Below are 24,682 nucleotides of genomic sequence, written 5' to 3'. Positions count from 1 at the left end.
TAGACTGCCGGCCATCGAACCAGACAAACCGGGCAAACCAGCGGGAGCAGCGATGTCGGCAGACACCATCGAGTGGCAGGATTTCGAGCGCGTCGAACTGCGCGTGGGCACCATCGTCCAGGCCGAACCCAACGTCAAGGCGCGCAAACCCGCCTACATCCTCCAGGTTGACCTCGGCCCGCTGGGGATCAAGACGTCCAGCGCGCAGATCACCGCACACTATGACGCCAACGAGCTGATTGGCCGCCAGGTGCTGTGCGTGTGCAATTTCGAGCCAAAATCCATCGCCGGCGTGCGCTCGGAAGTGCTGGTCACCGGCGCTTACGACAGCGACGAGAAAGTGGTGCTGGCCGGTTTCGACAAGTCGCTGCCCAATGGCGCGCGGCTGGCCTGACCCCGTTCCACCGCGCGCCGGCTGGTCTGGCGCGCCCTCCTCTTTCCAGACAAGGCCCCGCCACGACAGTCGGCGGGAGCTCAGGCATGAAGCGCGTTACTGAACTCACTCCCCGCGGCGCCCTGATCGGCCTGCACATCGGCGCCCTGATGTTCGGGCTGTCCGGCATCTTCGGCAAACTCATCCTCGCCGGCCCCCTGGTCATCGTCTTCGGCCGCGCACTGTTCGGCTCGCTGTCTCTGGCGGCGGTGTTCGCCGGGCACCTGCGGCAGCAGAAGCGCCCCACGCTGAAACAGGCCGCCATGCTGCTGGGCGGCGGCGTGCTGCTGTGTACGCACTGGCTGACCTTCTTCCTCGCGGTGAAGGTGGGCAACGTGGCGGTGGCCACCCTCGGCTTCGCCAGCTTCCCGGCCTTCACCGTGCTGCTGGAGGGCCTGCTGTTCCGCGAGCGCATCCGCAGGGGCGAGTACCTGGTAGTGGCATTGGTGTGCATCGGTCTGGTGATGGTCACGCCGACCCTGGACCTGCGCGACGGCGCCACCGCTGGCCTGCTCTGGGGCACCCTCTCCGGCCTGCTGTTCGCCCTGCTGTCGCTGGCCAACCGGGTCAGCGTGCGCGGCATCGACCCGATCCAGGCGGCGCTGTGCCAGAACCTGACGATCATCGTCTGCCTGCTGCCGCTGGTGCTTCTCGACCTGCCCTCGGTGCGCGGCATGGACTGGCTCTGGCTGGTCGCCCTGGGCGTACTCTGCACCGGCGTCGCCCACAGCCTGTTCGTGGCCAGCCTGCGGCTGATCAAGGCGCGCACGGCGGCGGTGATCTTCGCCCTGGAGCCGGTCTACGGCATCGCCTTCGCCAGCGTACTGTTTGGCGAAGAACCAAGCCTGCGCATGCTGGCGGGCGGCGTGCTGATCATCTTCGCAACCTTCCTCAGCGCACGCGGATCGCACTAATCCCACAGACTGGCTTTTCTGTAGGAGCGAGAGACAAAAAAGAAGGCCGCCGCGCAGCGCGCGAAACTCGAACCTTGCCCCGGGGAGGGAATGCCAAGGATTCATCGCACGACAGCCTGCGTGGCGGCCTGTTCGGTGTGGCGCCTGTGGATAAGGCGCCGGGGAATCAGTTGATGCTGTAACCGCGCCCGCTCAGGCAGGCGCCCAGCGCGCGACGGTAGGTGTCGGATTGACCCGCCGGCGGCGCCTGGGTGGCGGCGGCGGGATCGAAACCGCTCTGGCCGACGGCCCAGCTGTGGCACTCGTAGCGGTCGCGGCTCTGCTGCTCTGGTGACTGGCCGCTGGCGGGATAGGCGATCACTTCGTAGCTGGTGGTCGGGGCAGCCTGCACGGCCGGCGGCGTTTCCACCGCGACGTACTGGCGGCGGTCGGCGTTCCACAGGTAGTAGGTTCCGGCGGCGACGAAGTAGAGCATGCTGCCGATCCAGACTTCCCGCGCGTAATCCGGCAGGCCATAGCCATGCCCTGGGCCCCAGCCATGGTACGGACCCGGTCCCGGGCCGCCCGGCCCACCATGGGGCCCTGCCATGGCGGTGGCCGACAGGCTCAGGGCCAGCAGCGTGGCGACGGATCTGAGCGCGATGCGCGAGGACAGCTTCATTTCACCTCCAGTCACGGGCGATCCACCGCCCGCCGTTCGTGGTGAGAATTGTCTCGCGCCCGCCCCCCGCGCAGTGTCAGCAGTCGGTAAAGACTGGGTAAAAAGCCCGATACAAGCGGTATCAGTCCTGTTTCAGCAACCAGTGGCAATAGCGCTGCACACCCTCCTCCACGCCCATCATCGGTGCGCGGTAGCCCGCCTCGCGAAGGAAGGCGATATCGGCGCAGGTGTAGCACTGGTACTTGCCGCGCAGCTCGTCCGGGAACTCGGTGTACTCCAGCAATCCAGCGCGGATCGCCGCGTCCAGGGTCAGTGGCTGCAGGTCCTGCTGTTCGCGCAGGGTGTTGATCACCGCCAGGGCCACGTCGTTGAACGGCTGGGCGCGGCCGCTGCCGAGGTTGAAAATGCCGCTGCGCTCGGGGTTGTCGAGGAAGTGCAGGTTGACCTTCGCCACGTCCTCCACCGAAACGAAATCGCGCAGGTGGCCGCCGGCCGGATAGTCACCGTAGTCACCGAACAGCCTGACCTTGCCGGTCTCGCGGAACTGGTTGAAGCAGTGGAAGGCCACCGAGGCCATGCGGCCCTTGTGCTGCTCGCGCGGGCCATAGACGTTGAAGTAGCGGAAACCGGCAACCTGGGTGCGAGCGGTGGGCAGCACCTTGCGCACGCGCTGGTCGAAGAGGAACTTCGAATAGCCGTAGACGTTCAGCGGCTTCTCGCAGGAGCGCATCTCGCGGAACTCATGGCCGCCGCCGTATACCGCTGCCGACGAGGCGTAGAGGAACGGCACGCCCAGCGACAGGCTGGCGTCCAGCAACTCGCTGCTGTAGCGGTAGTTGTTGTCCATCATGTAGCGCCCGTCGCGCTCCATGGTGCTGGAGCAGGCACCCTGGTGCAGCAGCGCGCGCACCACGCCGAAGTCACCGCGGGCGTAGCGCTCGATGAAATCGCGCTTGTCGAGGTAATCGCTGATGTCGCAGTCGGCGAGGTTGGCGAACTTGTCGCCTTCGGTCAGGTCGTCGACCGCGATGATGTCGGTCTCGCCGCGCTGGTTCAGCGCCTTGACGAGGTTGCTGCCGATGAAACCGGCTGCACCTGTGACGATGATGCTCATGGCGGGCATCCTTTGCGGAGAATGGATGCCACCAGCCTAAAAGCGAGACACAAGTCTCCTTTTGATATGAAGCAAAGAAGTTAGCCAGCTATCGAATTAATCTGCCGGGCGGTACCGCTCGGATTCAGGAGCGGTCGTTGTGGCCCAGATCGCGCTGTGGATCGATGCGGTCGCGCACCCGCTGCTTGAGCACCTTGGCCTCGGGGAAACCGCCGTCGGCCTTGCGCTCCCAGATCGGCTCGCCGTCGCAGGTGATCTGGAAAACCCCGCCGGTGCCCGGTACCAGGCTGACCTTGCCCAGGTCGTCGCCGAAGGTGCTCAGCAGCTCCTGGGCCAGCCAGGCGGCGCGCAGCAGCCACTGGCACTGGGTGCAATAGGTGATGACGATTTCGGCTTTGGCTTCGGACATGAATCAGACTCTGCTGTAGGACGCGAACCTATAATACCGGTCTGAAACGCCCTACCGGACTCTTCTCTTCATGCGCCGACTGCTGTTCGCCCTCCTCCTGCTCCTTCCCCTCGGCGCCCTGGCGGCGAATACCCCACCGAAGATTGGCCTGGTCCTCTCTGGCGGCGCGGCGCGCGGCCTGGCGCACATCGGCGTGCTCAAGGCGCTGGACGAACAGGGCATCCATGTCGACGCCATCGCCGGCACCAGCATGGGCGCGGTGATCGGCGGCCTGTACGCGGCGGGCTATACGCCCAGGGAACTGGAACAGCTGGCTCTGGGGCTGGACTGGAAGCAGGCGCTGTCCGACTCGCCGCCCCGGGTTGACGTACCCTTCCGCCGCAAGCAGGACGACCGCGACTTCCTGGTGAAGCAGAAGCTCAGCTTCCGCGACGACGGCACCCTCGGCCTGCCGCTGGGCGCGATCCAGGGGCAGAACCTGTCGATGCTGCTGGAGAGCCTGCTGGTACACACCAGCGATACGCGCAACTTCGACCAGCTGGCGATCCCCTTCCGCGCGGTGGCCACCGATATCTCCACCGGCGAGAAGGTGGTGTTCAGCAAGGGTCACCTGCCCCAGGCGATCCGCGCCAGCATGTCGATCCCCGCGGTGTTCGCCCCGGTGGACGTCAACGGCAAGCTGCTGGTGGACGGCGGCATGGTCGACAACATCCCGGTGGACGTGGCGCGGCAGATGGGCGTCGACGTGGTCATCGTGGTCGACATCGGCAACCCGCTGCTGGACCGCAAGCAGCTGACCACGGTGGTGGACATGCTCAACCAGTCCGTCACCCTGATGACCCGCAAGAACTCCGAAGCGCAGCTGGCCACCCTGAAGTCCAGCGACATCCTGGTGCAGCCGCCCCTGAGCGGCTACAGCTCCACCGACTTCGGCCGCGTGCCGCAACTGATCGACGCAGGCTACCGCGCCACCAGCATCCTCGCCCCGCGCCTGGCGACGCTACGCAAGCCCGCCGACGCCGAGGCGGTAGCACTCACCGAAGCGCGCGCGCCGGGCGAGCGGCAACCGGTGATTGACCGGATCGAAGTGGAGAACAACTCCAAGGTCAGCGACGACGTCATCCTCCATTACATCCGCCAACCGCTGGGCGAGCACCTGGACCTGGAGCGACTGCAGCGTGACATGAGCACCCTCTACGGCCTGGATTACTTCGACCAGGTGCAGTACCGCGTGGTGCACAACAAGCCAGGCGCGGACGGCAAGTCCGACAACGTGCTGGTGATCCACGCGTACGGAAAGCGCGGCGGCACCGACTACCTGCGCCTGGGCCTGAACCTCTCCGACGACCTGCGCGGCGACAGCACCTTCAACGTCGGCGGCAGCTACCGCATGAACGGCATCAATCGCCTCGGCGCGGAATGGTTGACGCGCCTGCAGATCGGCGACCGCCAGGAGCTCTACAGCGAGTTCTACCAGCCGCTGGACGTGGGCTCGCGCTACTTCGTGGCTCCGTACGTGTTCAATGAGGCACAGAACGTCGAGGCCACGGACAACGACGACCCGATTGCCGAGTACCGGCTCGAGCGCTACGGCTACGGCCTCAACCTGGGCCGGCAGATCGCCAACAACGGTGAATTCCGCCTCGGCGTGGCCCAGGCCTTCGGCAAGGCCGACGTGCGCGTGGGCGAGCAGGACCTGCCGGACTTCCACTTCACCGAGGGCTACGCCCAGCTGCAGTACTCCTTCGACACCATGGACAACGTCGACTTCCCCCGCGAGGGCGAGAACATCCAGACGTCCTTCCGCGAGCACACACCCTCCCTGGGCGACGACGACCGCTATCGGCAGTGGGAATTCCAGCTCGACAAGGCATTGAGCAGCGGCCCGAACACCTGGGTACTGGGCGGCGGCTACGGGCGTACCCTCGACGACGCTGACGTGGTGGTGTCGAGCTTCCTGCTCGGCGGCGCGCGGCAGCTCTCCGGCTATCGCCAGGACGCGCTGGCCGGGCAGAACTACAGCCTCGGGCGGGTCATCTACTACCGGCGCATGACCGAGCGCTCCTTCCTGCCGCTGGACTTCCCCTTCTACCTGGGCGGCAGCCTGGAGCGCGGGCGGGTATGGAACAACGACAACAGCTACGACACCGGCTACGTCAACGCCGGCAGTATCCTGATGGGCTTCGAGACGCCGCTGGGGCCGCTGTCCTTCAGCTACGGCCTGAACGATGCGAGCGAGCACGCGGTGTACATCAACCTGGGGCGTAATTTCTGAGGCATGCGCTCAGTAGCCCGCTCCTACAGGGTATGGCGGGAGCGATATCCTGCAGGTATGAAAAAGCCCGGCAAGTGCCGGGCTCTTTCATACGTGGTGAGACTCAGGCAATCAGTGCCAGCAGCTCGCGCGCTTCGGCCTTGGCCTTGGAGTCACCGCTGGCGATCACCTGCTTGAGGATGCCGTAAGCCTCCTCCAGGTTGCCCTGGTCGATACACTGGCGGGCGCGGTCGAGGCTGGCCAGCAGCTCGTCGTGCTCGTGGCCAATATCATCCGGCAGGTCGAAGGTCAGCTCCTCCTCCACGCCCATGGTCTTGCTGCCATGGCCGAACATCTCGCCGTGCTCGCCCAGATCCAGCTCGGTGATTTCCGGCAGCTCGTGCAGATTGCTGCGGAAGTCCGACGGCACTTCCTGTGCGACCTTGGGTGCAGCAGCCTTGCCTTGTTTGGTGGAGTCGAAGGGGTTGTCGAGCTTGTCCCAGTCCAGGTCCAGCGACAGGTCGCTGAGGTTCATCGCGAAGTCCGGTTGGTCCTGCGCAGCCCTGGGTTGCTCCACGGGAGTGGCCACGGGCTCGCCCAGTTCGAGGTCGTCCCAGTCGGTGAGCGTCTCGCCGGTGGGCGGCTGCAGGGTGTCTTCCGGGCGAATCAGCATCGCCGGGTAGCGCGACTTGAGCTGGTCGATCTGCTTCTGGTCACCGCCGGCGGCCACCAGGCCGTGCTCTTCCTCATGGAAGCCAGCCACGTCGCCCAGCTCGGCCAGTACCAGCAGCAGCTTCATGCGAAGCTCGCGGCGATTCGGCTCGGCGTTGACGGCCTTGCGCAGCATGTCGCGGGCCTGAGTGAAGCGGCCGTAGGCGATGTAGATATCCGCGCCTTCCAGGCTGTCCGCGCTGGCAGCGGGCAGGCGGGCAACGCCCGGCTCCGGGGTGGCGACCACCACCGGATGCGGCGTGGGTACCGGAGCCACGACAGCAGCAGCCAGCGGCTTGACCTCCGGAAGCGGCTTCACCGGCTCGGGCACGGCCGCGCGCAGGGGCGGCATCTCGACCGGCTTTTCCTCGCGCTTGCGACGGGCGAACAGCAGGCCGACCAATAGCGCACCAAGGGCGCCGGCGCCCAGCCAGGGCCAGTAGTTGAAACCGGAGCCCTGGGCATCCTGCGCCGGGGTTGCCGGCTGAGCGACGCTCGGGGCCGGGTTGTTCTGCGGCTCCGGCGCCACAGAGCTGGGAGCGGCTGGCACGGCATTGGTCGGGGCGTTGCTGGTCGGTGCATCAGCCACCGGAGCATTGGCTGCCGGAGCATTGCCCGAGGCTTCCGCGCCCTGGCGGCGATCCAGCTCGGCCTGCAGCGACTGCACCTGCTGGTCGCGGCTCTGCAGGGCCTGCTGGAGGGATACCAGCTGCTTCTGCAGATCGTCCATGCGCTGGTTCATCTGGTCGCGCTGGGCATTGGCCAGGAGCAGGTCGGCCTCCACCTTGGCGACGCTGGCATCTGCGGCCGGCGCTGCCGGTGCGGCAGCATTGCCCTGGGCCTGAGCCGGAGTACTGGCCGTAGCAGTGGCAGGTGTCTGCGGTGCGACTGCAGACTGCTCGGCGGCCGACGCTGGAGCGGTGGAAGCGGGCTGCGGCGCCAAGGCCGTGCTGGCGCTGCCGGCGTGCTCCTGGCCCTGCGGCAGGATCAGCGTCTGGCCCACCTTCAGGCGGTGCGGGTCACCATTGACGAAGGCCTGCGGGTTCAGCGCGACGATGCTGTCCATCAGTTGCGCGCGGGAAGCGCCGCTGCCCGTCAGGCGCGAACTGATCTTCCACAGGGTGTCATTGCGCACCGTAGTGTAGCGGCCATCACCCGCCGGCAGCGGCGGCTGTGCCGGCGCGCGGCGCACGGGCTCCGGGCGGTAGGCGTCCGGGCGGTAACCGGAAGAGCGCGAAAGCGCGACGTCGCGCGCCGCGACATTGGCGGCCACGCTGCGGTTGGCGCTGTACTCCGGCGGATCGATCAGCACGGTGTACTCGCGCAGCATGCGACCGTTGGGGCGCTCCACGGCAATCAGGAAATTCAGGTAAGGCTCGTGCACCGGCTGCGTGGACACCACCTTGATGTAGCCACGACCATTGCGGATCACCGGGGTGAAGCGCAGGTTCTGCAGGAACACGAAGCGGTCGACACCAGCGTTCTCGTAGTCAGCGGGACTCGCGAGCTTCGCTATGAGTTCGTCGGAGGTCATGTCGCCGGTTTCGAGCAGGGCGATCTCGGCATCCAGCGGCTGGTTCAGCCCGGAGTGCAGCGTGATATCGCCGAGCCCAAGGGCATTCGCGTGAGCGGAGACAAAAACCGAAAGTGCGGCAAGCGTCAGCGGAATTCTATTTATTCGAGCCATAACCCCATCCCATTGTCCGGGTCTGCACGCCATTCCCTGACCGCTCTAAAGCGGCAGGTTGAACCTGTCCACACACTGGAACCATGCCGGACTGCAGACCGCAACGCACCACTCCTCTGTACCTTGCAGGGTACAGGCCGTCTGATATCACGGATTAGGTGGTGCTCAGGGTTTGGTCAAGATAAATCGTCGAAAAACCGGCGAATGGTTAAGGGGTGGATAGCGAATGGCCAGCGGCCCCGCAAAGGACCGCCAGAAAAATGGCTACTTTACCCGAATAACGTGATGAATTGCTCAGTTTCGCTCGAGGTTGCCGAGAATCCGACTGAGCGTTTTCTGACACAGCGCGATTTCCTCTTCCGATATCCCTGCCAGCACTTCGTTGCGAACGGCGGCGGCGATGTTCTCGATATCGGTGATCAGGACGTCTGCCTTGGGGGTGAGAGCGATGCGCTTGGCGCGGCGGTCTTCGGCGACTGCCTGGCGACGGACCAGCCCCTGGGCTTCGAGACCATCGAGCAAGCGCGCCAGGGTCGGACCCTCGACACCGACCGACTGGGCCAGCTCACGCTGGGTGGGGGCGGCGGCGTGACGGGCCAGGTGCAGCAGCACCAGCCAGCGAGCCTGGGACAGGCCGAGGTGGCTGAGACGGCGGTCGAGTTCGGCCCGCCATGCACGCGAAGCCTGGGCCAGTTGGGTACCGAAATAGTGCTTATCGTTGTCTGACATTGTGCTGCGTACGGTAGGAGGTTGGACGGCTAATTGATTTGACTAATTATTAGCCAGCTAATCAAGCCCGTACAATGACAGATTGTCGCAGGGTGTAAATCACTATCTCACCATTTCGCGTACTGGTCTTCGACGAACCCCCACAGGTTGTCGATGCGCAACTCGGCCTGTCCCGCCGGTCGCAGCACGCCGCTGAAGCGTCCGAAGATCTGCTTGAAGTTGCTGGCCAGCACGCCGAGGTTGAGGCGCTCCTGGTGCAGCCCGTGGGCCTCGAAGCGCAGTTCGACCTGGCCATCGTAGGAACGGATGGTCCAGGGTTGCAGCGGATGGTCGCGGTCGAACTCGAAGCGCACGGTGTCGACCTTCACCAACTGGCCGTCGAGCCAGTAGCAGTTCTCGGTGAAGCTGGTCTCGTTGACGCCGCACGACAGGTTCAGCCCGAGGCGCCGCCCTTGCGTCTCGCCGGACAGGCAGGCCCAGTTCCAGAACGTCTCGCGGCGCATGTAGCCGGCGGACCAGTCGTGGTGCGCATAGGCATCCAGCTCGCGCAGGTCGTAGTTGCCCAGCGCGCTGCGCACCTCGCCGTGGCACTGCACGCCGGCCACCTTGCGCGCGTAGACCCAGCCGTTCACCGCCGTTGGCGTGCAGAGGCTCATGGGCTGGAACGCCGGCTGCTCCTCGCTGAAGCGCGCGTCGATGCGAGTGCCGTCGTCCAGCTCGACCAGCAGACGCTTCTCGAAAGGTGCGGAGCTGTTCTCCAGGCGCAGCAGGTTGCGCCCCTGGCGCAGTTCACAGACGCCGTCGTTGGGTGCCTGCGAGAAGTTCGTCCCCATGCCCAACGGGCACTTGAACTGGCGCTCGATCATCCGCCCGCTCTCGGGGTGGTAGAGGTAAACGAAACCGATAGTGAGCAGGCTGACATCCGCCAGTGCGCAACCGCCGATCAGCGTCGGGCTGATCAGGCCGAAGTACTGGAACTGGTGGAAGCTGCGCCACTTGCTCAATGCGCCGAGGCGGCGGCCCATCGGCGAGCGGAAGTCGAAATCACGGTAGTTGATGGTCGCCGGGGTGCCGGGAAAGATGCCGTAGTGCGGTTGGCCGTTGGGCTGGATCAGCTGCTGCATGGGCGCGGGCTCGGTGACGGGGTGCGGCGCATGCTAGCACCGCGCCTGCGCGCGCCGCAGTCACGCACGGCGCCAGCTCGGGGGACAGAATGGGCCATCAGGCGACGACCTGGTTGCGTCCGAACGCCTTGGCTTCGTAAAGGGCACGGTCGGCATGCTCGTAGATGCTGCGCAGCGGGTGGCCGGTCTCCGGCCACAGGCAGGACACGCCAATGGACAGCGTCACCTCGTCCGCCGTCAGCGACCCTTCGTGAGCGATGCCCAGCGCCTGCACCGACTCGCGCACGACTTCGGCGCGCTCCCTGGCTTCGCGCTCGCTGGCGCCATAGAGCAGCACGGCAAATTCCTCGCCCCCCAGCCGCACAGCCATGTCCAGCGGGCGCCGTGCGCTGGCCGTCAGCACCTCGCCGATGCGCTGCAGCACGCCGTCGCCCGCCTGGTGGCCATAGCGGTCGTTGTAGGCCTTGAAGTGATCGACATCGCAGAGCAGCAGCGCCAGCCCCACGCTCTCGCGCTGAGCCTGGCGCCACAGGCGCTCCAGCTGGCGATTGAAACTGCGGCGGTTGTGCAGGCCGGTCAGGGCATCGTGCTCGGCCATGACCTTCAGCAGGCGGCTGATGAGGAAGTGCTGGCGGGACTTGTAGTCCAGCAGGTAGCAGCCCACTGCGCCGACCAGGTTGGCCAGCAGCAGGAATACCACGTTGCTGATCAGCTTGGGCAGCGGCAACCCCGCGTAAAGCTCGAAGCCCACGTAGGCCAGCAGGATCACCGAAGCGCTACCCACCGCCTCGGCGAAGCGCAGGCCGATCAGGAAGTAGGCCGCCATGCTGACCAGCAACAGGCCCTCGTAGGGATAGCTCTGGTCCACGGTGTGGGCGATGCCGGCCACGGCCGCCGCGCCGATGCCGACACTGAGGATGCAGGCCAGGCTCAGCGGCACCAGCAGCTGGGTGTGCCGGCGCTGCAGGATCAGCCCGCCGCAGACGCTCAGCAGCACCAGCACGCCGATGCGCACGGCGAGCATGTCCCAGTGTTCTGCAGTCCGGATCAGGAGAAAGTCGATGGCCGCCAGCGCCAGCCAGATCAGCACGCCGATGGTCAGCGCGGTGCGCTTGAGATCGAAGCTGTCTTCGAGCAGGTAATGGCGGTACTGGGTCTCGAGGTCGGGTTCGAAACGCAGGCGGCGAAAGCCCCGGGAGAGCTGTTCGGCATAGGCATTGGAACGAACGTCGTCCAGCCAGCTTTGTTGTTGTGGCACGCTCACCTCTTCTCGTGGAGGTCTAAGTGCCACCATAGCCGTTCGGGACGTGCGTCACAAGTTTGTCGTTTTGCCCCGTCACGAAACTGACGGGCAGCCCACTCACCAGCGATCGTCCCGGGAGTTCCGGTAACGGTCATGGCCGTAGTAGGAGTCGTTGCAGTAACGGCGATCCGAATGCCCATGGCGCTTGCGGCAATCACGATCGTCGTCGTCATCGTCCTTGGACATGATGACCAGCCCCGCCACCAGCGCGACCGCCGCAACGCCGATCAAGGCGTTCTTCCCGCCCTCGGTCAGTCCGCCGCCACTGGCGCATCCACTGAGTTGCCCGACGACCAGCAGCCCCGCCACTACCCGCACCCAGCTCGCCATCTGTCACTCCGAAACTGATCCGTACTGACAGATAGGACTGGTAGGAAAAGGCGCCGTTGCTGGCACATTGATATTTCATCTGTAACGCCGTACTTCGACGCGATCAGACTTCCAGCTCGGCCTGCAGGGCGGCGCGCACGCAATGCAGGACGCCCAGCGGCACGCGGCCTTCGAACAGCTCGGCGATGGCGCTCACCGGCGGCAGTTCGCCGTCCTCGTCGAGGAAGGCATCCTGGACTTCACCGAGCAGTTCCTCGGGCAGGTCCAGCGCCTGCTCCAGGGTCAGCTGCTGGCGGCCGATGGCCTCGGCCAGCAGGCTGTAGACGTTCTTCTCGCTGCAATCGAGCTGCCGGGCGATCTGCGCGGGGGTCATGCCGGCGCGGGCCAGGGTCACCAGTTCGTGGCGCAGGTCGGTGACCGGTGCGGGGGTGTCCGGCGCCGTGTCCGACTCGGTGAGGACATCGAGGAAGGCCTGGCCGTAGCGCTCCAGCTTGCGCGCGCCGACGCCGCTGACCTGGGCCATGGCGGACAGCGTGGTGGGCTGGCTGCGGAGCATTTCCAGCAGGGTGGCGTCGGGGAAGATGACGTAGGGCGGCACCGAGTGCTCCTCCGCCAGCTTGCGCCGCAGGGTGCGCAGGGCTTCCCACATCTCGCGTTCCTCCTGGCGTACCAGCTGGCTGGCCGGGCTGGCGCCGCCGGAAGAGGAGGACTTGCTGCGTTGCGGCTTCGGATCGCGGCGCAGGGCTAACGTCTCCTCGCCGCGCAGCAGCGGACGGCAGGCCTCGGTCAGGCGCAGGCCGTTGAAGCCGTCGACATCCACGTCGGCGAAGCCACGGGCGACCAGTTGGCGGAACAGCGTGCGCCACTCGTCCTCGCCACGGGATTTACCGATACCGAACACCGCCAGGTGCTGGTGCCCGACACTGCGCACCTTCTCGGTGTCCTTGCCCAGCAGCACGTCCACCAGATGGCCGACGCCGTAGCGCTGGCCGCTGCGGTAGATGGCCGACAGGGCTTGGCGCGCGGGCTCGGTGGCGTCCCAGGTTTCCACGCCATCGACGCAGATGTCGCAGTGGCCGCAGGGGTTGGGCATCACCTCGTCGAAGTAGGCCAGCAGTGCCTGGCGGCGGCAGCGGGTTTCCTCGCACAGTGCCAGCATGGCTTCGAGCTTGTGCCGCTCGACGCGCTTGTGGCGCTCGTCGCCCTCGGAGTTCTGCATCATCTGCCGCAGCAGCAACACGTCCTGCAGGCCGTAGGCCATCCAGGCGTCGGCGGGCAGGCTGTCGCGACCGGCGCGGCCGGTTTCCTGGTAGTACGCCTCCAGGCTCTTGGGCAGGTCCAGGTGCGCGACGAAGCGCACGTTGGGTTTGTCGATGCCCATGCCGAAGGCGACGGTGGCGACCATGATCAGCCCTTCCTCGTTGAGGAAGCGCTTCTGGTGATAGGCGCGCAGGTCGTTGGACAGGCCGGCGTGGTAAGGCAGCGCTGGGAAGCCTTGGTTAGAGAGGAACTCGGCGACCTCCTCGACCTTCTTGCGCGACATGCAGTAGACGATGCCCGCGTCGCCGCGCCGCTCGCTCAGGAAGCCCAGCAGCTGCTTGCGCGGCTGCTCCTTGGGCACGATGCGGTAGAAGATGTTCGGCCGGTCAAAGCTGGAGAGGAACTGCTCAGCGTCCTGCAGGTGCAGGCGCTGGATCATCTCCTCGCGGGTACGCATGTCCGCCGTGGCGGTCAGGGCGATGCGCGGCACATGCGGGAACAGCTCGGCGAGCTGGCCCAGCTGCAGGTATTCAGGACGGAAGTCGTGGCCCCACTGCGATACGCAGTGCGCCTCGTCGATGGCGAACAGGCCGATTTCCAGGCGCTGCAGGAAGGCCAGCATGCGCGGCTGCACCAGGCGTTCCGGGGCGAGGTAGAGCAGCTTGATCTCGCCGCGCTGCAGGCGGTCGGCGATTTCGCGCTGGGCCTCGGGGCTCAGCGAGGAGTTCAGCGCCGCCACCGGCACGCCCAGTTCGTCCAGCGTGGCGACCTGGTCCTCCATCAGCGCGATCAGCGGCGAAACCACCACCGTCAGGCCCTCGCGCAGCAGCGCCGGCACCTGGAAGCACAGCGACTTGCCGCCACCGGTGGGCATCAGCACCAGCGCATCGCCGCCGCCGGCCACGCGCTCGATGATCCGCGCCTGATTGCCGCGGAAAGCGTCGTAACCGAAAACGTCTTTGAGGATGCGCAGGGCCTGTTCGAGCATGGGGGACTCCGAATGAAGCCGCGCATTATACGCAAGCGATCCCGCTGCGGCCGGCACCTTGTCCGGGAAACTGCGGAAAAATCCGCCACATGCGTCCGAGCTCTGCGTCCGAGCCCTGCGTCGGCGCGGGCTGCACGGGCATTTGGCTTTTGCCGCCGGCCAGCGGAAAGACTACAATTCGGGACCGATCACCTCCGAGGTAGTACCCGATGTCCTTCGCCGACCAATTGTCCCGCCTGCAAGCCTTTCTCGATGCCGATGATCTGCACGAGGAAGCCTTGGACTACGTGGCGGCACACGGCTACCTGACCGCGCTGGCGATCTGCCCGGAGGAAGTGCCGGAGCGCGAGTGGATCGACGCCCTGTTCGCCGAACCGCCGCATTACCGCAGCGAGGAAGAGCGCAGCGAGATCGAATCCACCCTGGTCCAGCTCAAGGCGCACATCATCCGCCAGATGGCCGGTGACGAGGAGCTGGAGCTGCCCTGCGAACCCTACCTGGGCGACCAGCCTGACGACTCCGACATCCGCGGCTGGTGCATCGGCTTCATGGAAGGCGTGTTCCTGCGCGAGGCCATCTGGTTCGAACAGGCTGAGGAAGAAGTCAGCGAGCTGCTGCTGCCGATCATGGTCGGTTCCGGCCTGTTCGACGAACAGCCCGAGTTCGATGAGATCGCCAGCGACCGCGGGCTGGTGGACGACATGGTCGCGCAGATCCCGGAGCTGCTGACCAACCTGTTCCTGCTGTGCCAGGCGCCGGAAGAGAAGCCGGCGCTGCTGAAGCCGCGCACTCACTGATCCGCCACCGGAGCTGCGCCACGCGGCTCCGGACTCGCTTCGCGCCAGTCGATGCCACGAGAAATCCGCCAGAGCCGCCACGCCTGGGTTCGCTACTGCCTGCTCGGCGTCGGCTGGCTCAGCGTGGCCCTGGGCGTGATCGGCATCTTCCTGCCGGTGCTGCCCACCACGCCCTTCCTCCTGCTCGCCGCCGCCTGCTTCATGCGCAGCTCCCAGCGCTTCTACGACTGGCTGGTGAACCACCCCAAGCTCGGCCCGTGGATCCGCGACTACCTCGACGGCGAAGGCATCCCGCTCAAGGGCAAGGTCTACGCCATCGGCCTGATGTGGTGCAGCATCCTGATCTCCGGCTTCGTGGTGCAACGCCCCTGGGCCTGGGCGTTCATGCTGACCAGTGCGACGCTGGTGACTATCTATCTGATTCGGACCAAGACCCGGCGCTTGGATTGAGTCCTCTGCCCGGGCGAGCGCCCTCTCCCCAGCCCTCTCCCTGAAGGGAGAGGGAGCCGTTTGGAGCAGATGGCTACGCGGAGTCAGCCGTACAACGCCGAGCTTTCAAAGCGCACCGGACAGTCCCCTCTCCCTTCAGGGAGAGGGTTAGGGAGAGGGCAACGCCACACGCGCCGAACCATCAGACCGACACCACCTCCCCCACGCTCCCACCTTCATCCAGGCGACTCACCACCACCGCCCCCACCGCATCCACCGTAAAGCCAAAGGTGTTGATGCCGCCCTCGCTGCGCACGAACACCGAGCCACCATGCATGCTCGCCACCGCCTTGACGATGGACAGCCCCAGCCCGTGGCTGCTCTGGCTGTTGGCGCGGGCCAGGTCGGCGCGGTAGAAGCGCTCAAACAGGCGCGCGCGCTGCTCGGCGTTGATCGGCTCGCCGGGGTTGCTGACTTCCACCAGCGCGGCGCCGCGCTCGCCGCTCAGGCGCACCTCGATACGACCACCCGACGCGGTGTGCTGCGCGGCGTTGTACAGCAGGTTGGTCACCGCCCTCTGGACCAGCGCCCGCTCGACGCAGGCCCGTGCGTCGCCGCGCAGGCTCACCTGCACGCCCTGCTCGTCGAAGATCACCTCGAGGAAATCCACGGTCGTCGCCACCTCAGCCGCCAGCGAGGTTTCCACCCGCTCGGCCGCCAGCCCACCCTGATCGACGCGGGCGAGGAACAGCATGTCGTTGACGATGGCGCGCAGGCGTTCCAGCTCTTCCAGATTGGACTGCAGCACCTCTTCGTAATCCTGCGCGCTGCGCTCGCGGGACAACGCCACCTGGCTCTGGCCGATCAGGTTGGCCAGCGGCGTGCGCAGTTCGTGGGCGACGTCGGCGTTGAACGACTCCAGGCGCAGGTAGGCCTGCTCCAGCCGATCCAGCGCCTCGTTGAAGGCACCGGCCAGCGCCGACAATTCCGTCGGCAAGCCGTCCAGGCGCAGGCGCTGGGACAATTGCTTCGGGCTGATCTGCCGCGCCTCGGCGGAGAGTTCGCGCACCGGCCGCAGGCCGACCCGCGCTATCCAGTGCCCGCACAGCGTCGCCAGGGCGATGCCCAGCGCGGACAGCACGAACAGGGTAATCAGCGTGGCGTGGCGGGCATGCTGGAAGGCCACGCTGTCGATCGCCGCGAGCAGCACCAGCGCCGGGCGTGAGCCACTGGCGGGCAGCACGCCGACGCGGGCGCTGAGCGGCGAATCGTGGCCGGGCAGTTCCAGTTCGGCGTAGCCGTTGCCGCTGCCGAGCATCCGCCGCACCGCGTCGTTGGGCTGGCCGTAGCGGAAGCGCGAGTCGTCGCTGTCGATCCAGAAGCGGATCAGCTGGTACTCCTGGCTCAGGGTGTTGAGCTTGAGCTGCATGTGCGGCCAGCGCTCGGCCAGGTCGGGCTTGTCGAGCATGCGCGCGACCATGTTGAAGCGGGTATCCAGCTCCGAGCGCTGCAGGCGCTCGATCTGCCCGTCCAGCACGCAGTAGAGGGCCGAGCCGATCAGCAGGAAGATGCCCAGCGCGGCGCCGGCGAACATGCCGGCCAGCCGCGTGGATAGCGATAGCCCCCTCACGCCTCACGCTCCTGGGCGGTGCGGCTTTCCAGCACGTAGCCCATGCCCCGGATGGTATGCAGCAGCTTGGTGTCGAAGGGCCCGTCGAGCTTGGCGCGCAGACGCTTGATGGCGACCTCGACGACGTTGGTGTCGGTGTCGAAATTGATGTCCCAGACCAGCTCGGCGATGGCCGTCTTGGAAAGGATTTCGCCACTGCGCTGGGCCAGCACGCAAAGCAGCGAATACTCCTTGGCGGTCAGCTCCAGGCGCGTGCCGCCGCGCTGCACACGGCGGCTGACCAGGTCGATGGCGAGGTCGGCAATGCGCATCTGCGTCGCGCTTTCCAGGTGTGCGCCACGGCGGGTCAGGGCCTGCAGGCGCGCCACCAGTTCAAGGAAGGAGAACGGCTTGATCAGGTAATCGTCGGCGCCCTCGCGCAGGCCGCGCACGCGGTCTTCCACACGCTCGCGGGCGGTGAGCATGATCACCGGCGTCTGGCGCTGTTCACGCAGGGCGCGCAGCACGCCGTAGCCGTCGATGCCGGGGAGCATCACGTCAAGGACGATGACGTCGTATTCGCCATTGAGCGCCAGGTGCCGGCCGTCGATGCCGTTGCTGGCGACGTCCACGGTGAAGCCCTGCTCGCTCAACCCGCGCTGCAGGTAGTCGGCGGTCTTGCTCTCGTCTTCGACAATCAGTACGCGCATGCCAGCCCTCCGTTCGTGACGCCCGCAGTCCGGCATGCTACCCAGCCGCTCCTCATACCGCACCTCCCAGCGCGGCCGCTGCAGGTTGCTGGCGATGGAACAGCCGGTCCAGCGCCAGGTAAACCACCGGTGTGCTGAACAGAGTCAGCGCCTGACTGAAGACCAGCCCGCCGACCACCGCCACGCCCAGCGGCTGGCGCAGTTCCGAGCCGGTGCCGAAGCCGATCATCAGCGGGATCGCCCCCAGCAGCGCGGCCAGCGTGGTCATCATGATCGGCCGGAAGCGCGCCAGGCACGCCTCGCGGATCGCGTCGTAGGGCGACAGCCCGCGCTGGCGTTGCGCGGCGAGGGCGAAGTCGACCATCAGGATGCCGTTCTTCTTGACGATGCCGATCAGCAGCACCAGGCCGATCAGCGCCATCACCGAGAACTCCAGGCCCCAGCCCCAGAGCAGGAACACCGCGCCGATGCCGGCCGAGGGCAAGGTGGAAAGAATGGTCAGCGGGTGCACGAAGCTCTCGTAGAGCACGCCCAGGATCACGTAGACCGCAAACAGCGCCGCGAGGATCAACAGCGGCTGGCTCGCCAGCGAACTCTGGAAGGCTGCCGCGGCGCCCTGGAATTCGCCGCTGATGCTCGACGGCATGCCGATCTCCGCCTGCGCCCGCTGCACCAGATTCACGGCGTCGCCCAGGGCCACGCCCGGTGACAGGTTGAAGGACAGCGTGACGGCCGGGAACATGCCGTTGTGGTTGATCTGCAGCGGCCCCGACTTGGCCGGCGTGACCCGCGCCACCGCCGCCAGCGGCACCATCTCGCCGGTCAGCGGCGAGCGAAGGTGGAACCACGCCAGGCTTTCCGCGCGGCCACGCTGGCGCGAATCCAGTTCGAGGATGACCTTGTACTGGTTGACCTCGGTCTGGAATTCGCCGACCTGGCGCTGGCCGAAAGCGTCGTAGAGGGTCTGGCTGACGTCCTCAGCGGACAGCCCGAAGCGTGCCGCCGCTACCCGGTCGATCTCGAGCGAGGTGACGCTGGCGCCCATCTGCAGGTCGTTGGACACATCCTGCAGGCCGCCCTCCTCCTTCAACCGCTGGGTCAGGCGATCCGCCCACTGCGCCAGCGCCGCGCTGTCATTGCTGCGCAGGGCGTACTGGTACTGGGTGCGCACCGGCCCGGTGGCGAGGTTGATGTCCTGCGCCGAACGCAGGTAGAGGACGATACCCGGCACCTTGGCCAGCTTGGGCCGGATGCGGTTGATGAACTCGTCCACCGAGACGTCGCGGTCGCCACGGTCCTTGAGCACGATCCAGAAGCGCCCGTTGGCCAGGCTCTGGCTGCCGCCGGTGATGCCGATGGCGTGGTTGTAGCTCTGCACCGCCGGGTCGGCGGCAACGATCTCGGCGAGCTGCTTGTGCTTCTCGGCCATGTCGGCATAGGAGATGTCTTCGGCGGCCTGGGTGGTGCCGAAGACGAAGGCGGTGTCCTGGGACGGGAAGAAGCCCTTGGGAATGCCGACGTAGCCGCCCACCGCGATGGCCACGCAGACCACGAAGCCGGCCAGCACCGTGCGCTGGTGATGCAGCGACCAGTCCAGCCCCTTGGCGTAGCGCGCCAGCAACCAACCGGCGATGCCTCCGTCGTCGTGCCCGTGCCCGCTTTTATGGTGATGGGGCGCCCCCATGAAACGCGAGGCGAGCATCGGCGCGATGGTCAGCGAAGCGACCACCGAAATCAGAATGGCCGCCGTGACGCTGACGGCGAACTCACGGAACAGCCGCCCGACGATGCCGCCCATGAACAGCAGCGGGATGAACGCGGCGATCAGCGAGAAACTGATCGACACCACCGTGAAACTGATCTCCGAGGCGCCGGCCAGCGCCGCCTGTACCCGGTCCTTGCCCTGCTCCAGGTGGCGGTGGATGTTCTCCACCACCACGATGGCGTCGTCGACGATGAAGCCCACGGCGATGATCAGCGCCACCAATGTCAGGTTGTTCAGGGTGAAGCCCAGCAGGTACATGGCCGCGAAGCTGGCGCTGAGCGACACCGCCAGCACGGTGGCGACGATCAGGGTCGCCGACAGCTGGCGCAGGAACAGCCCCATCACCAGCACCACCAGGGCCATGGTCAACAGCAGGGTCAACTCCACTTCATGCAGCGAGGCGCGGATGGTGCGGGTGCGGTCGTTGAGCACTTCCACTTCGACGCCCGCCGGCAGCATTTCACGCAGGCGTGGCAGCTCGGCCTGGATGGCATCGGAGGTCTCGACGATGTTCGCGCCGGGCTGGCGCAGGATCACCAGTGCCACGCCGGGGCGGCCATCCGGCCAGGCCTGCACGTAATCGTCTTCCGGCGCCTTCACCACCTTCGCCAGGTCGCGCAGGAACACCGGCGCGCCGGCGCGGTAGGCAACCACGAGGTCGCCGTACTCGCCGGGGCTGAACAGCTGGTCATTGGCCGCCAGGGTGGACACGCGGCCGTCGCCGAACAGCGCGCCCTTGGCCTGATTGATACTCGCCGACTGCAGCGACTGGCGCAGGTCGGCCAGGGTCAGGCGGAACGCAGCCAGCTTTTCCGGCTGCGCCTGGATGCGGATCGCCGGGCGCTGCTGTCCGACCACGAAGATCTGCCCGACCCCGCTGATCTGGCTGAGCTGGCGTGACAGCAGCACTTCGGCAAGGTCACTGAGCTCGATCAGCGGCATCAGCTCGGAATTCACCCGGACGATCATGATCGGGCTGTCCGCCGGGTTGATCTTGCGCCAGGTCGGCAGGTTCGGCATGTCCGCCGGCAGGCGCCCGGCGGCGGCGTTGATCGCGGCGGTGACCTCCTGGGCGGCGACGTCGATATTCTTTTCCAGGTCGAACTGCAGCGTCAGGGTGGTCGAGCCCAGGGCGCTGGTGGAAAGCATCTGGGTGATGCCGGGGATGGCGCTGAACTGCACTTCCAGCGGAGTCGCCACCGAAGACGCCATGGTCTCCGGGCTGCCGCCGGGCAGCAGCGCCTGCACCTGGATAGTGGGGAAGTCCACCTGCGGCAGAGGCGCCACGCCGAGGCGGAAGAACGCCAGCAGGCCGAGCAGCAGCGAGGCGATGGTCAGCAGGCAGGTGGCGATGGGGTGGCGCACGCACCAGCCGGACATGCCGGCGCGCACGCTCACGGCTCGCTCCGGCGGGCCAGGGTCTGCACGTCGCCCTGCACCTCCACGCGGGCGCCGGGAGTCAGGCGCGAGTGGCCGTCGAGCACCACTTCATCGTCCGCCGCGAGGCCTTCGACCAGCGTTCGGCCATCCACTTCCTGGACGATGCGCACCGGCACCTTCTGCGCCTTGCCATCCTCGATGCGGAACACGAAGGCACCGTCCAGACCACGGCGCACGGCACGGCTGTCCAACACCAGGCCGTTGCGCAGCACGCCGGACTGCAGGTCGATGGCGACGAACTGCCCCGGCCAGAGCTGGCCGTCCTTGTTGTCGAAGACCGCACGCACGCGGATGGTCCCGGTGCTGCTGGCGACCTGGTTGTCGATGCTGCGCAGATGGCCCTCGCCCAGCAGTTGACCGCCGTCGCGGCTGCGCGCGACCACCGGGGAATCGCCCTTCATCAGCGGTTGCAGCTGCGGCAGGCTTTCCTGCGGCAGGGCGAAGACCACCGAGATCGGCGACATCTGGGTAACAGTGAACAGGCCGCTGCTGTCATTGGTGCGCAGCAGGTTGCCGACGTCGACGTTGCGGATGCCGACGCGGCCGGCAACCGGCGAGGTGATGCGTGTGTAGGACAGGCGCACGCGCTCGGCGTCGATGGTGGCCTGGTTGCCACGCAGGGTGGCGCGCAGGCGGGCCGCCTCGGCTTCGGTCTGTTCCAGGGTCTGGCGGGATATCGAGCCGCGCTGGCTCAGCGTCTGGTAGCGCGCCAGGTCCTGCTCGACGATGCGCAGCTGCGCCTGGTTGCTCTGCCGGGTCGCCTCTGCCTGCTCCAGCGCGGCGTTGATGGCGCGGTCGTCGATGGTCGCCAGCAGTTCACCTTCCTTGACCATCTGCCCCTCTTCCACCAGCAACGCGGTGAGCTGGCCTTCGACCTGCGGACGCACCAGCACGCTGTGCAGCGAGGTGACGGTGCCGACGCCGTCGAGGTTCTGCGTCAGGTCCTCGCGGGCCACGCGCGCCAGGGTCACCGGCACGCCGGCTGGCTGGGCCGCCGCCTGCGGGGCCTCGTGCCGGCCGGCAAAGCCCCAGATGCCAGCCCCCAGCGCCGTCACCCCCAGCAACCCTGCTGCCAGCCAAACCCGCCGTTGCCCCTGCATCCCGCTCTCCTGCGTCTGGTTCGGCCACAGCGGCCTCATCCTGGGGTTATAAGCCAGAGCGCAGGACCGCACGCTGACCCTTAAATGACAATCCTGTCAGATTCGCCGAAAGGCCCATACGACGGGCCTTCTCGCCCCATGGCGATACGCCAGCGCAAGTTTTCGAAGAGCGCCTAGACTCCACACATCCCACATGGAGCGCTGGCGATGCAGCCACCCCGAGGAGCCCTCTGGCTGTTCGCCAGCCCGCTGCGTCTGCGGGCCGGCGTGCTGCTGCTCGCGCTCCTCGCGCTGACCGCCGGCGCCGCCTGGAACTTCGACACCATCCTGAAGAACGCCGAGCAGCGCTACGGCAACCTCGGCACCGCCAAGACCCGCATCGAATCCTGGGGACGCCTGATCCAGGACAGTGAGAACCTCGACGAGAGCGCCAAGCTCAAGGCGGTCAATACCTTCTTCAACGGCGCCCTGGTATTCACCGACGACCGCACCGTCTGGCACCAGGAGGACTACTGGGCGACACCGGTGGAATCCCTCTACAAGGGCGCCGGCGATTGCGAGGACTACTCCATCGCCAAGTTCGTCACGCTGCGCCGCCTCGGGGTCGCCAGCGACAAGCTGCGCATCACCTACGTCAAGGCGCTGCAGCAGAACCAGGCGCACATGGTGCTTACCTACTACGCCTCCCCCACTGCCGAACCGCTGGTGCTGGACAACCTGATCCCGCAGATCAAGCCCGCCTCCCAGCGCAAGGACCTCCTGCCCGTCTACGCCTTCAACGCCGAGGGGCTGTGGCTGCCCGGCCCTGGCGGCGGCAAGCGCACTGGCGACAGCAAGAAGCTGTCGCGCTGGCAGGACCTGTTGACCAAGATGCGCGCCGAGGGCCTTGACCTCGACGAGACGCGATAGGAGAAACCCGGCATGTCATTGCTCAAGCAACTGTTCCTGGCGATCTGCCTGTTCCTCGTGGTGGCCTTCGCCGGCAGCTTCGCCGCCAGCCTGGAAAGCTCTCGCGAGCAGATGATCAGCCAGTTGCGCTCCCACGCCCAGGATGCAGCCACCGCACTGGGGCTGTCGCTCACCCCGCACGTGGACGACCCGGCGATGATCGAGCTGATGGTCAGCTCGATCTTCGATTCCGGCTACTTCGCCACCATCCGCGTGGTGAGCATTCCCGAGGGCAAGGTGATAGTCGAACGCGACAGCGACACGCAGAACCAGCAGGTGCCGGGCTGGTTCGCCAAGCTGGTCAACCTCAAGGCCCAGGGCGGCGATGCGCTGATCATGCGCGGCTGGGAACAGGCCGCGCGGGTCGAGGTGGTCAGCCATCCGCAGTTCGCCCTGGCCAAGCTGTGGGACGGCGCGCTGGGCAGCCTCGCCTGGCTGCTGGCCTGCGGGCTGGTCAGCGCCATCCTCGGCGGCTGGCTGCTGCGCACCCAGCTCAAGCCGCTGGACCAGATGGTGCAGCAGGCCCACGCCATCACCCGCCGCGAATTCCTCACCCTGCCCAAGGAGCCACGCACTCCCGAACTCAAGCGTGTGGTGCAGGCGATGAACCAGATGGTCGACAAGCTCAAGGCGCTGTTCGCCGAGGAAGCCACCCGCAGCGAGAAACTGCGCGAAGAGGCCTACCAGGACAGCCTCTCTGGCCTGGCCAACCGCCGCCTGTTCGACGCGCGGCTGGATGCGCAATTGTCCCCCAGCGAACAGAACGCCGCCGGCTATCTGCTGCTGCTGCGCCTGAACGACCTGGCCGGGCTCAACCAGCGCCTGGGCGGGCAGCGCACCGACGCGCTGATCCGCGATGTTGCCGAGTTGCTGGAGCGTGAGCGGGAGACCCACGGCACCCCGGACTGGCTTGCCGCCCGCAGCCGTGGCGGCGAGTTCACCCTGCTCGCCCCTGGCGTCGACAGCGCCAGCGCCGAACTGTTGGCCGACCAGCTCAGCGCCGCCCTGGAGAACCTGCGCGGCACCGGCGCCAGCGACTGCAAGCCGGTGGCGCACCTTGGGCTCGCGGCCTTCCGCCCCGGCGAATCCGCGGCCAGCGTGCTGTCCCGCGCGGATCAGGCCCTGGCGCAATCGCAGTCCTCGCCGGACCGTCCCTGGCAGCGCCTGGACAGCTCCGGCGGCCAGCCCGCGCAGGACTCCCGAGCCTGGCGCGAGTGGCTCGACGACGCCCTGCAGAAAGGCAAGCTACAGCTATGGTTCCAGCCCGTGCGCGCCTGCGCCGAGAAGGGCGAACTGCTGCACCAGAAAGTCCTCGCGCGGCTGCTCGATCCCAAGGGCGAGGCCGTCGCCGCCGGGCAGTTCCTGCCGTGGATCGAACGCTTCGGCTGGTCCGCGCGCTTCGACCTGGCCATGCTCGAACATGCCCTCGCCCACCTCGCCCAGCAACCGGCGCCGCTGGCCTTGTCGCTGTCGGCAGAAACCGTGCGCAGCGCCGAGCCCCTGCGCCAGCTGTTCGAAATCCTCCGCGCCCACCCGCAGGAAGCACAACTGATGACCCTGGAAGTGGACGAACGCTACCTGCCGCCGCCGGCCGAGCTGGAGAAGCTCGCCCAGTCGGTACAGGACGTCGGGGCCAAGCTGGGCCTGCAGCACTTCGGCGGACGCTTCAGCCTGATCGGTAACCTGACCCGCCTGGGCCTTGCGTACCTGAAGATCGACGGCAGCTACATCCGCGCCATCGACCAGGACAACGACAAGCGCCTGTTCATCGAAGCCATGTACCGCGCCTCCAACAGCATCGACCTGCCGCTGATCGCGGAGATGGTCGAGACCGAGGGCGAGCTGCAGGTGCTACGGGAGATGGGCATTGCCGGCGCGATGGGGCGGCTGGTCGGGGCGCCGAAGCCTTCGCAGAAGAACGGCGGGTAGGCCGGCGGCTCACGGGCAGGGCCCGCTCCTGCAGGGAA

Annotated in this window: 20 protein-coding genes; 7 read left to right on the top strand and 13 right to left on the bottom strand. The window is 66.8% G+C overall.

Annotated features, from left to right (window positions below; genetic code table 11):
- Nucleotides 1–52 precede the first annotated feature (52 nt).
- Together IB256_RS03445 and IB256_RS03440 are read left to right on the top strand one after the other, a co-directional pair.
- Nucleotides 53–394, top strand: coding sequence for a tRNA-binding protein (locus IB256_RS03445; RefSeq protein WP_192291245.1), 342 nt, complete (start codon nucleotides 53–55; stop codon nucleotides 392–394).
- A gap of 86 nt (nucleotides 395–480) precedes the next feature.
- Nucleotides 481–1,347, top strand: coding sequence for a DMT family transporter (locus IB256_RS03440; RefSeq protein ID WP_192291247.1), 867 nt, complete (start codon nucleotides 481–483; stop codon nucleotides 1,345–1,347).
- Nucleotides 1,348–1,513: 166 nt separating this feature from the next.
- Here IB256_RS03440 and IB256_RS03435 read toward each other — a convergent pair whose 3' ends face one another.
- The 3 genes from IB256_RS03435 to IB256_RS03425 all read right to left on the bottom strand — a co-directional run bounded on the left by IB256_RS03435 (nucleotide 1,514) and on the right by IB256_RS03425 (nucleotide 3,531).
- Nucleotides 1,514–2,008 carry a hypothetical protein gene (locus IB256_RS03435; RefSeq protein WP_192291249.1) on the bottom strand — a complete coding sequence of 165 codons (495 nt, stop codon included), beginning with the start codon at nucleotides 2,006–2,008 and terminating at the stop codon, nucleotides 1,514–1,516.
- Nucleotides 2,009–2,129: 121 nt separating this feature from the next.
- Complete coding sequence (rfaD, locus tag IB256_RS03430; protein ID WP_192291251.1) at nucleotides 2,130–3,122, bottom strand: ADP-glyceromanno-heptose 6-epimerase; 993 nt, start codon at nucleotides 3,120–3,122, stop codon at nucleotides 2,130–2,132.
- 124 nt (nucleotides 3,123–3,246) lie between these two features.
- On the bottom strand, nucleotides 3,247–3,531 hold the full coding sequence (locus tag IB256_RS03425; RefSeq protein ID WP_045212468.1) for a SelT/SelW/SelH family protein: 285 nt from the start codon (nucleotides 3,529–3,531) through the stop codon (nucleotides 3,247–3,249).
- A 70-nt stretch (nucleotides 3,532–3,601) separates the two neighbouring features.
- Here IB256_RS03425 and IB256_RS03420 point away from each other — a divergent pair, with 70 nt between their 5' ends.
- The gene (locus IB256_RS03420) at nucleotides 3,602–5,806 is read left to right on the top strand and encodes a patatin-like phospholipase family protein (RefSeq protein WP_192291253.1); all 2,205 of its coding nucleotides are present in this window, start codon (nucleotides 3,602–3,604) and stop codon (nucleotides 5,804–5,806) included.
- Between the two features lie 103 nt (nucleotides 5,807–5,909).
- On the opposite strand, the gene IB256_RS03415 is transcribed toward IB256_RS03420, so the two are convergent.
- The 6 genes from IB256_RS03415 to recQ all read right to left on the bottom strand — a co-directional run bounded on the left by IB256_RS03415 (nucleotide 5,910) and on the right by recQ (nucleotide 13,917).
- Nucleotides 5,910–8,183, bottom strand: coding sequence for a FimV/HubP family polar landmark protein (locus IB256_RS03415; protein ID WP_192401264.1), 2,274 nt, complete (start codon nucleotides 8,181–8,183; stop codon nucleotides 5,910–5,912).
- Nucleotides 8,184–8,477: 294 nt separating this feature from the next.
- The gene (slyA, locus tag IB256_RS03410) at nucleotides 8,478–8,912 is read right to left on the bottom strand and encodes a transcriptional regulator SlyA (protein WP_081520269.1); all 435 of its coding nucleotides are present in this window, start codon (nucleotides 8,910–8,912) and stop codon (nucleotides 8,478–8,480) included.
- Nucleotides 8,913–9,019: 107 nt separating this feature from the next.
- A complete protein-coding gene (locus tag IB256_RS03405) occupies nucleotides 9,020–10,036 on the bottom strand; it encodes a DUF2804 domain-containing protein (RefSeq protein ID WP_192291257.1) in 1,017 nt (338 codons plus the stop codon).
- 97 nt (nucleotides 10,037–10,133) lie between these two features.
- Nucleotides 10,134–11,330: a sensor domain-containing diguanylate cyclase gene (locus tag IB256_RS03400; RefSeq protein WP_171039428.1), complete on the bottom strand. Its 1,197-nt coding sequence runs from the start codon at nucleotides 11,328–11,330 to the stop codon at nucleotides 10,134–10,136.
- A gap of 66 nt (nucleotides 11,331–11,396) precedes the next feature.
- Nucleotides 11,397–11,669: a hypothetical protein gene (locus IB256_RS03395; RefSeq protein WP_081520266.1), complete on the bottom strand. Its 273-nt coding sequence runs from the start codon at nucleotides 11,667–11,669 to the stop codon at nucleotides 11,397–11,399.
- A 103-nt stretch (nucleotides 11,670–11,772) separates the two neighbouring features.
- Nucleotides 11,773–13,917, bottom strand: coding sequence for a DNA helicase RecQ (gene recQ / locus IB256_RS03390; protein ID WP_192401262.1), 2,145 nt, complete (start codon nucleotides 13,915–13,917; stop codon nucleotides 11,773–11,775).
- Nucleotides 13,918–14,126: 209 nt separating this feature from the next.
- Between recQ and IB256_RS03385 the strand changes: the two genes are divergently transcribed.
- Both IB256_RS03385 and IB256_RS03380 read left to right on the top strand, forming a co-directional pair.
- Nucleotides 14,127–14,714 carry a YecA family protein gene (locus IB256_RS03385; protein WP_192291263.1) on the top strand — a complete coding sequence of 196 codons (588 nt, stop codon included), beginning with the start codon at nucleotides 14,127–14,129 and terminating at the stop codon, nucleotides 14,712–14,714.
- A 51-nt stretch (nucleotides 14,715–14,765) separates the two neighbouring features.
- Entirely contained in the window at nucleotides 14,766–15,164 is a 399-nt protein-coding gene (locus IB256_RS03380; RefSeq protein ID WP_192401260.1) for a YbaN family protein, read from the top strand.
- Between the two features lie 181 nt (nucleotides 15,165–15,345).
- On the opposite strand, the gene IB256_RS03375 is transcribed toward IB256_RS03380, so the two are convergent.
- Genes IB256_RS03375 through IB256_RS03360 form a run of 4 tightly spaced genes read right to left on the bottom strand, consistent with a single transcriptional unit; the run spans nucleotide 15,346 to nucleotide 21,767 of the window.
- Complete coding sequence (locus IB256_RS03375) at nucleotides 15,346–16,773, bottom strand: heavy metal sensor histidine kinase (RefSeq protein ID WP_192291267.1); 1,428 nt, start codon at nucleotides 16,771–16,773, stop codon at nucleotides 15,346–15,348.
- Nucleotides 16,770–17,462 carry a heavy metal response regulator transcription factor gene (locus IB256_RS03370; RefSeq protein WP_015478176.1) on the bottom strand — a complete coding sequence of 231 codons (693 nt, stop codon included), beginning with the start codon at nucleotides 17,460–17,462 and terminating at the stop codon, nucleotides 16,770–16,772. Before IB256_RS03370 ends, IB256_RS03375 begins: the two co-directional genes overlap by 4 nt.
- Before the next feature lie 52 nt (nucleotides 17,463–17,514).
- A complete protein-coding gene (locus IB256_RS03365; RefSeq protein ID WP_192291269.1) occupies nucleotides 17,515–20,625 on the bottom strand; it encodes a multidrug efflux RND transporter permease subunit in 3,111 nt (1,036 codons plus the stop codon).
- Nucleotides 20,622–21,767, bottom strand: a complete 1,146-nt coding sequence (locus IB256_RS03360) for an efflux RND transporter periplasmic adaptor subunit (protein ID WP_225601589.1) — start codon at nucleotides 21,765–21,767, stop codon at nucleotides 20,622–20,624. Before IB256_RS03360 ends, IB256_RS03365 begins: the two co-directional genes overlap by 4 nt.
- A 207-nt stretch (nucleotides 21,768–21,974) precedes the next feature.
- Between IB256_RS03360 and lapG the strand changes: the two genes are divergently transcribed.
- Both lapG and lapD read left to right on the top strand, forming a co-directional pair.
- Entirely contained in the window at nucleotides 21,975–22,676 is a 702-nt protein-coding gene (gene lapG, locus IB256_RS03355) for a cysteine protease LapG (RefSeq protein WP_192291271.1), read from the top strand.
- Nucleotides 22,677–22,688: 12 nt separating this feature from the next.
- Nucleotides 22,689–24,644, top strand: a complete 1,956-nt coding sequence (gene lapD, locus IB256_RS03350) for a cyclic di-GMP receptor LapD (protein ID WP_192291273.1) — start codon at nucleotides 22,689–22,691, stop codon at nucleotides 24,642–24,644.
- The last annotated feature ends 38 nt before the right edge of the window (nucleotides 24,645–24,682 follow it).

The organism is Pseudomonas sp. PDM17, assembly GCF_014851985.1.
Lineage (GTDB): Bacteria > Pseudomonadota > Gammaproteobacteria > Pseudomonadales > Pseudomonadaceae > Pseudomonas.
Note: the sequence above shows the minus strand (reverse complement) of the source record. Positions and strands in the feature narration are given on the sequence as shown.

What these genes read in the sequence shown, in the direction of transcription:
- IB256_RS03445 (WP_192291245.1), top strand. Translation starts at nt 53, where the DNA reads ATGTCGGCAGACACCATCGAGTGGCAGGATTTCGAGCGCGTCGAACTG.
- IB256_RS03440 (WP_192291247.1), top strand. Translation starts at nt 481, where the DNA reads ATGAAGCGCGTTACTGAACTCACTCCCCGCGGCGCCCTGATCGGCCTG.
- IB256_RS03435 (WP_192291249.1), bottom strand. Translation starts at nt 2,008, where the DNA reads ATGAAGCTGTCCTCGCGCATCGCGCTCAGATCCGTCGCCACGCTGCTG.
- rfaD (WP_192291251.1), bottom strand. Translation starts at nt 3,122, where the DNA reads ATGAGCATCATCGTCACAGGTGCAGCCGGTTTCATCGGCAGCAACCTC.
- IB256_RS03425 (WP_045212468.1), bottom strand. Translation starts at nt 3,531, where the DNA reads ATGTCCGAAGCCAAAGCCGAAATCGTCATCACCTATTGCACCCAGTGC.
- IB256_RS03420 (WP_192291253.1), top strand. Translation starts at nt 3,602, where the DNA reads ATGCGCCGACTGCTGTTCGCCCTCCTCCTGCTCCTTCCCCTCGGCGCC.
- IB256_RS03415 (WP_192401264.1), bottom strand. Translation starts at nt 8,183, where the DNA reads ATGGCTCGAATAAATAGAATTCCGCTGACGCTTGCCGCACTTTCGGTT.
- slyA (WP_081520269.1), bottom strand. Translation starts at nt 8,912, where the DNA reads ATGTCAGACAACGATAAGCACTATTTCGGTACCCAACTGGCCCAGGCT.
- IB256_RS03405 (WP_192291257.1), bottom strand. Translation starts at nt 10,036, where the DNA reads ATGCAGCAGCTGATCCAGCCCAACGGCCAACCGCACTACGGCATCTTT.
- IB256_RS03400 (WP_171039428.1), bottom strand. Translation starts at nt 11,330, where the DNA reads ATGGTGGCACTTAGACCTCCACGAGAAGAGGTGAGCGTGCCACAACAA.
- IB256_RS03395 (WP_081520266.1), bottom strand. Translation starts at nt 11,669, where the DNA reads ATGGCGAGCTGGGTGCGGGTAGTGGCGGGGCTGCTGGTCGTCGGGCAA.
- recQ (WP_192401262.1), bottom strand. Translation starts at nt 13,917, where the DNA reads ATGCTCGAACAGGCCCTGCGCATCCTCAAAGACGTTTTCGGTTACGAC.
- IB256_RS03385 (WP_192291263.1), top strand. Translation starts at nt 14,127, where the DNA reads ATGTCCTTCGCCGACCAATTGTCCCGCCTGCAAGCCTTTCTCGATGCC.
- IB256_RS03380 (WP_192401260.1), top strand. Translation starts at nt 14,766, where the DNA reads ATGCCACGAGAAATCCGCCAGAGCCGCCACGCCTGGGTTCGCTACTGC.
- IB256_RS03370 (WP_015478176.1), bottom strand. Translation starts at nt 17,462, where the DNA reads ATGCGCGTACTGATTGTCGAAGACGAGAGCAAGACCGCCGACTACCTG.
- IB256_RS03360 (WP_225601589.1), bottom strand. Translation starts at nt 21,767, where the DNA reads ATGCAGGGGCAACGGCGGGTTTGGCTGGCAGCAGGGTTGCTGGGGGTG.
- lapG (WP_192291271.1), top strand. Translation starts at nt 21,975, where the DNA reads ATGCAGCCACCCCGAGGAGCCCTCTGGCTGTTCGCCAGCCCGCTGCGT.
- lapD (WP_192291273.1), top strand. Translation starts at nt 22,689, where the DNA reads ATGTCATTGCTCAAGCAACTGTTCCTGGCGATCTGCCTGTTCCTCGTG.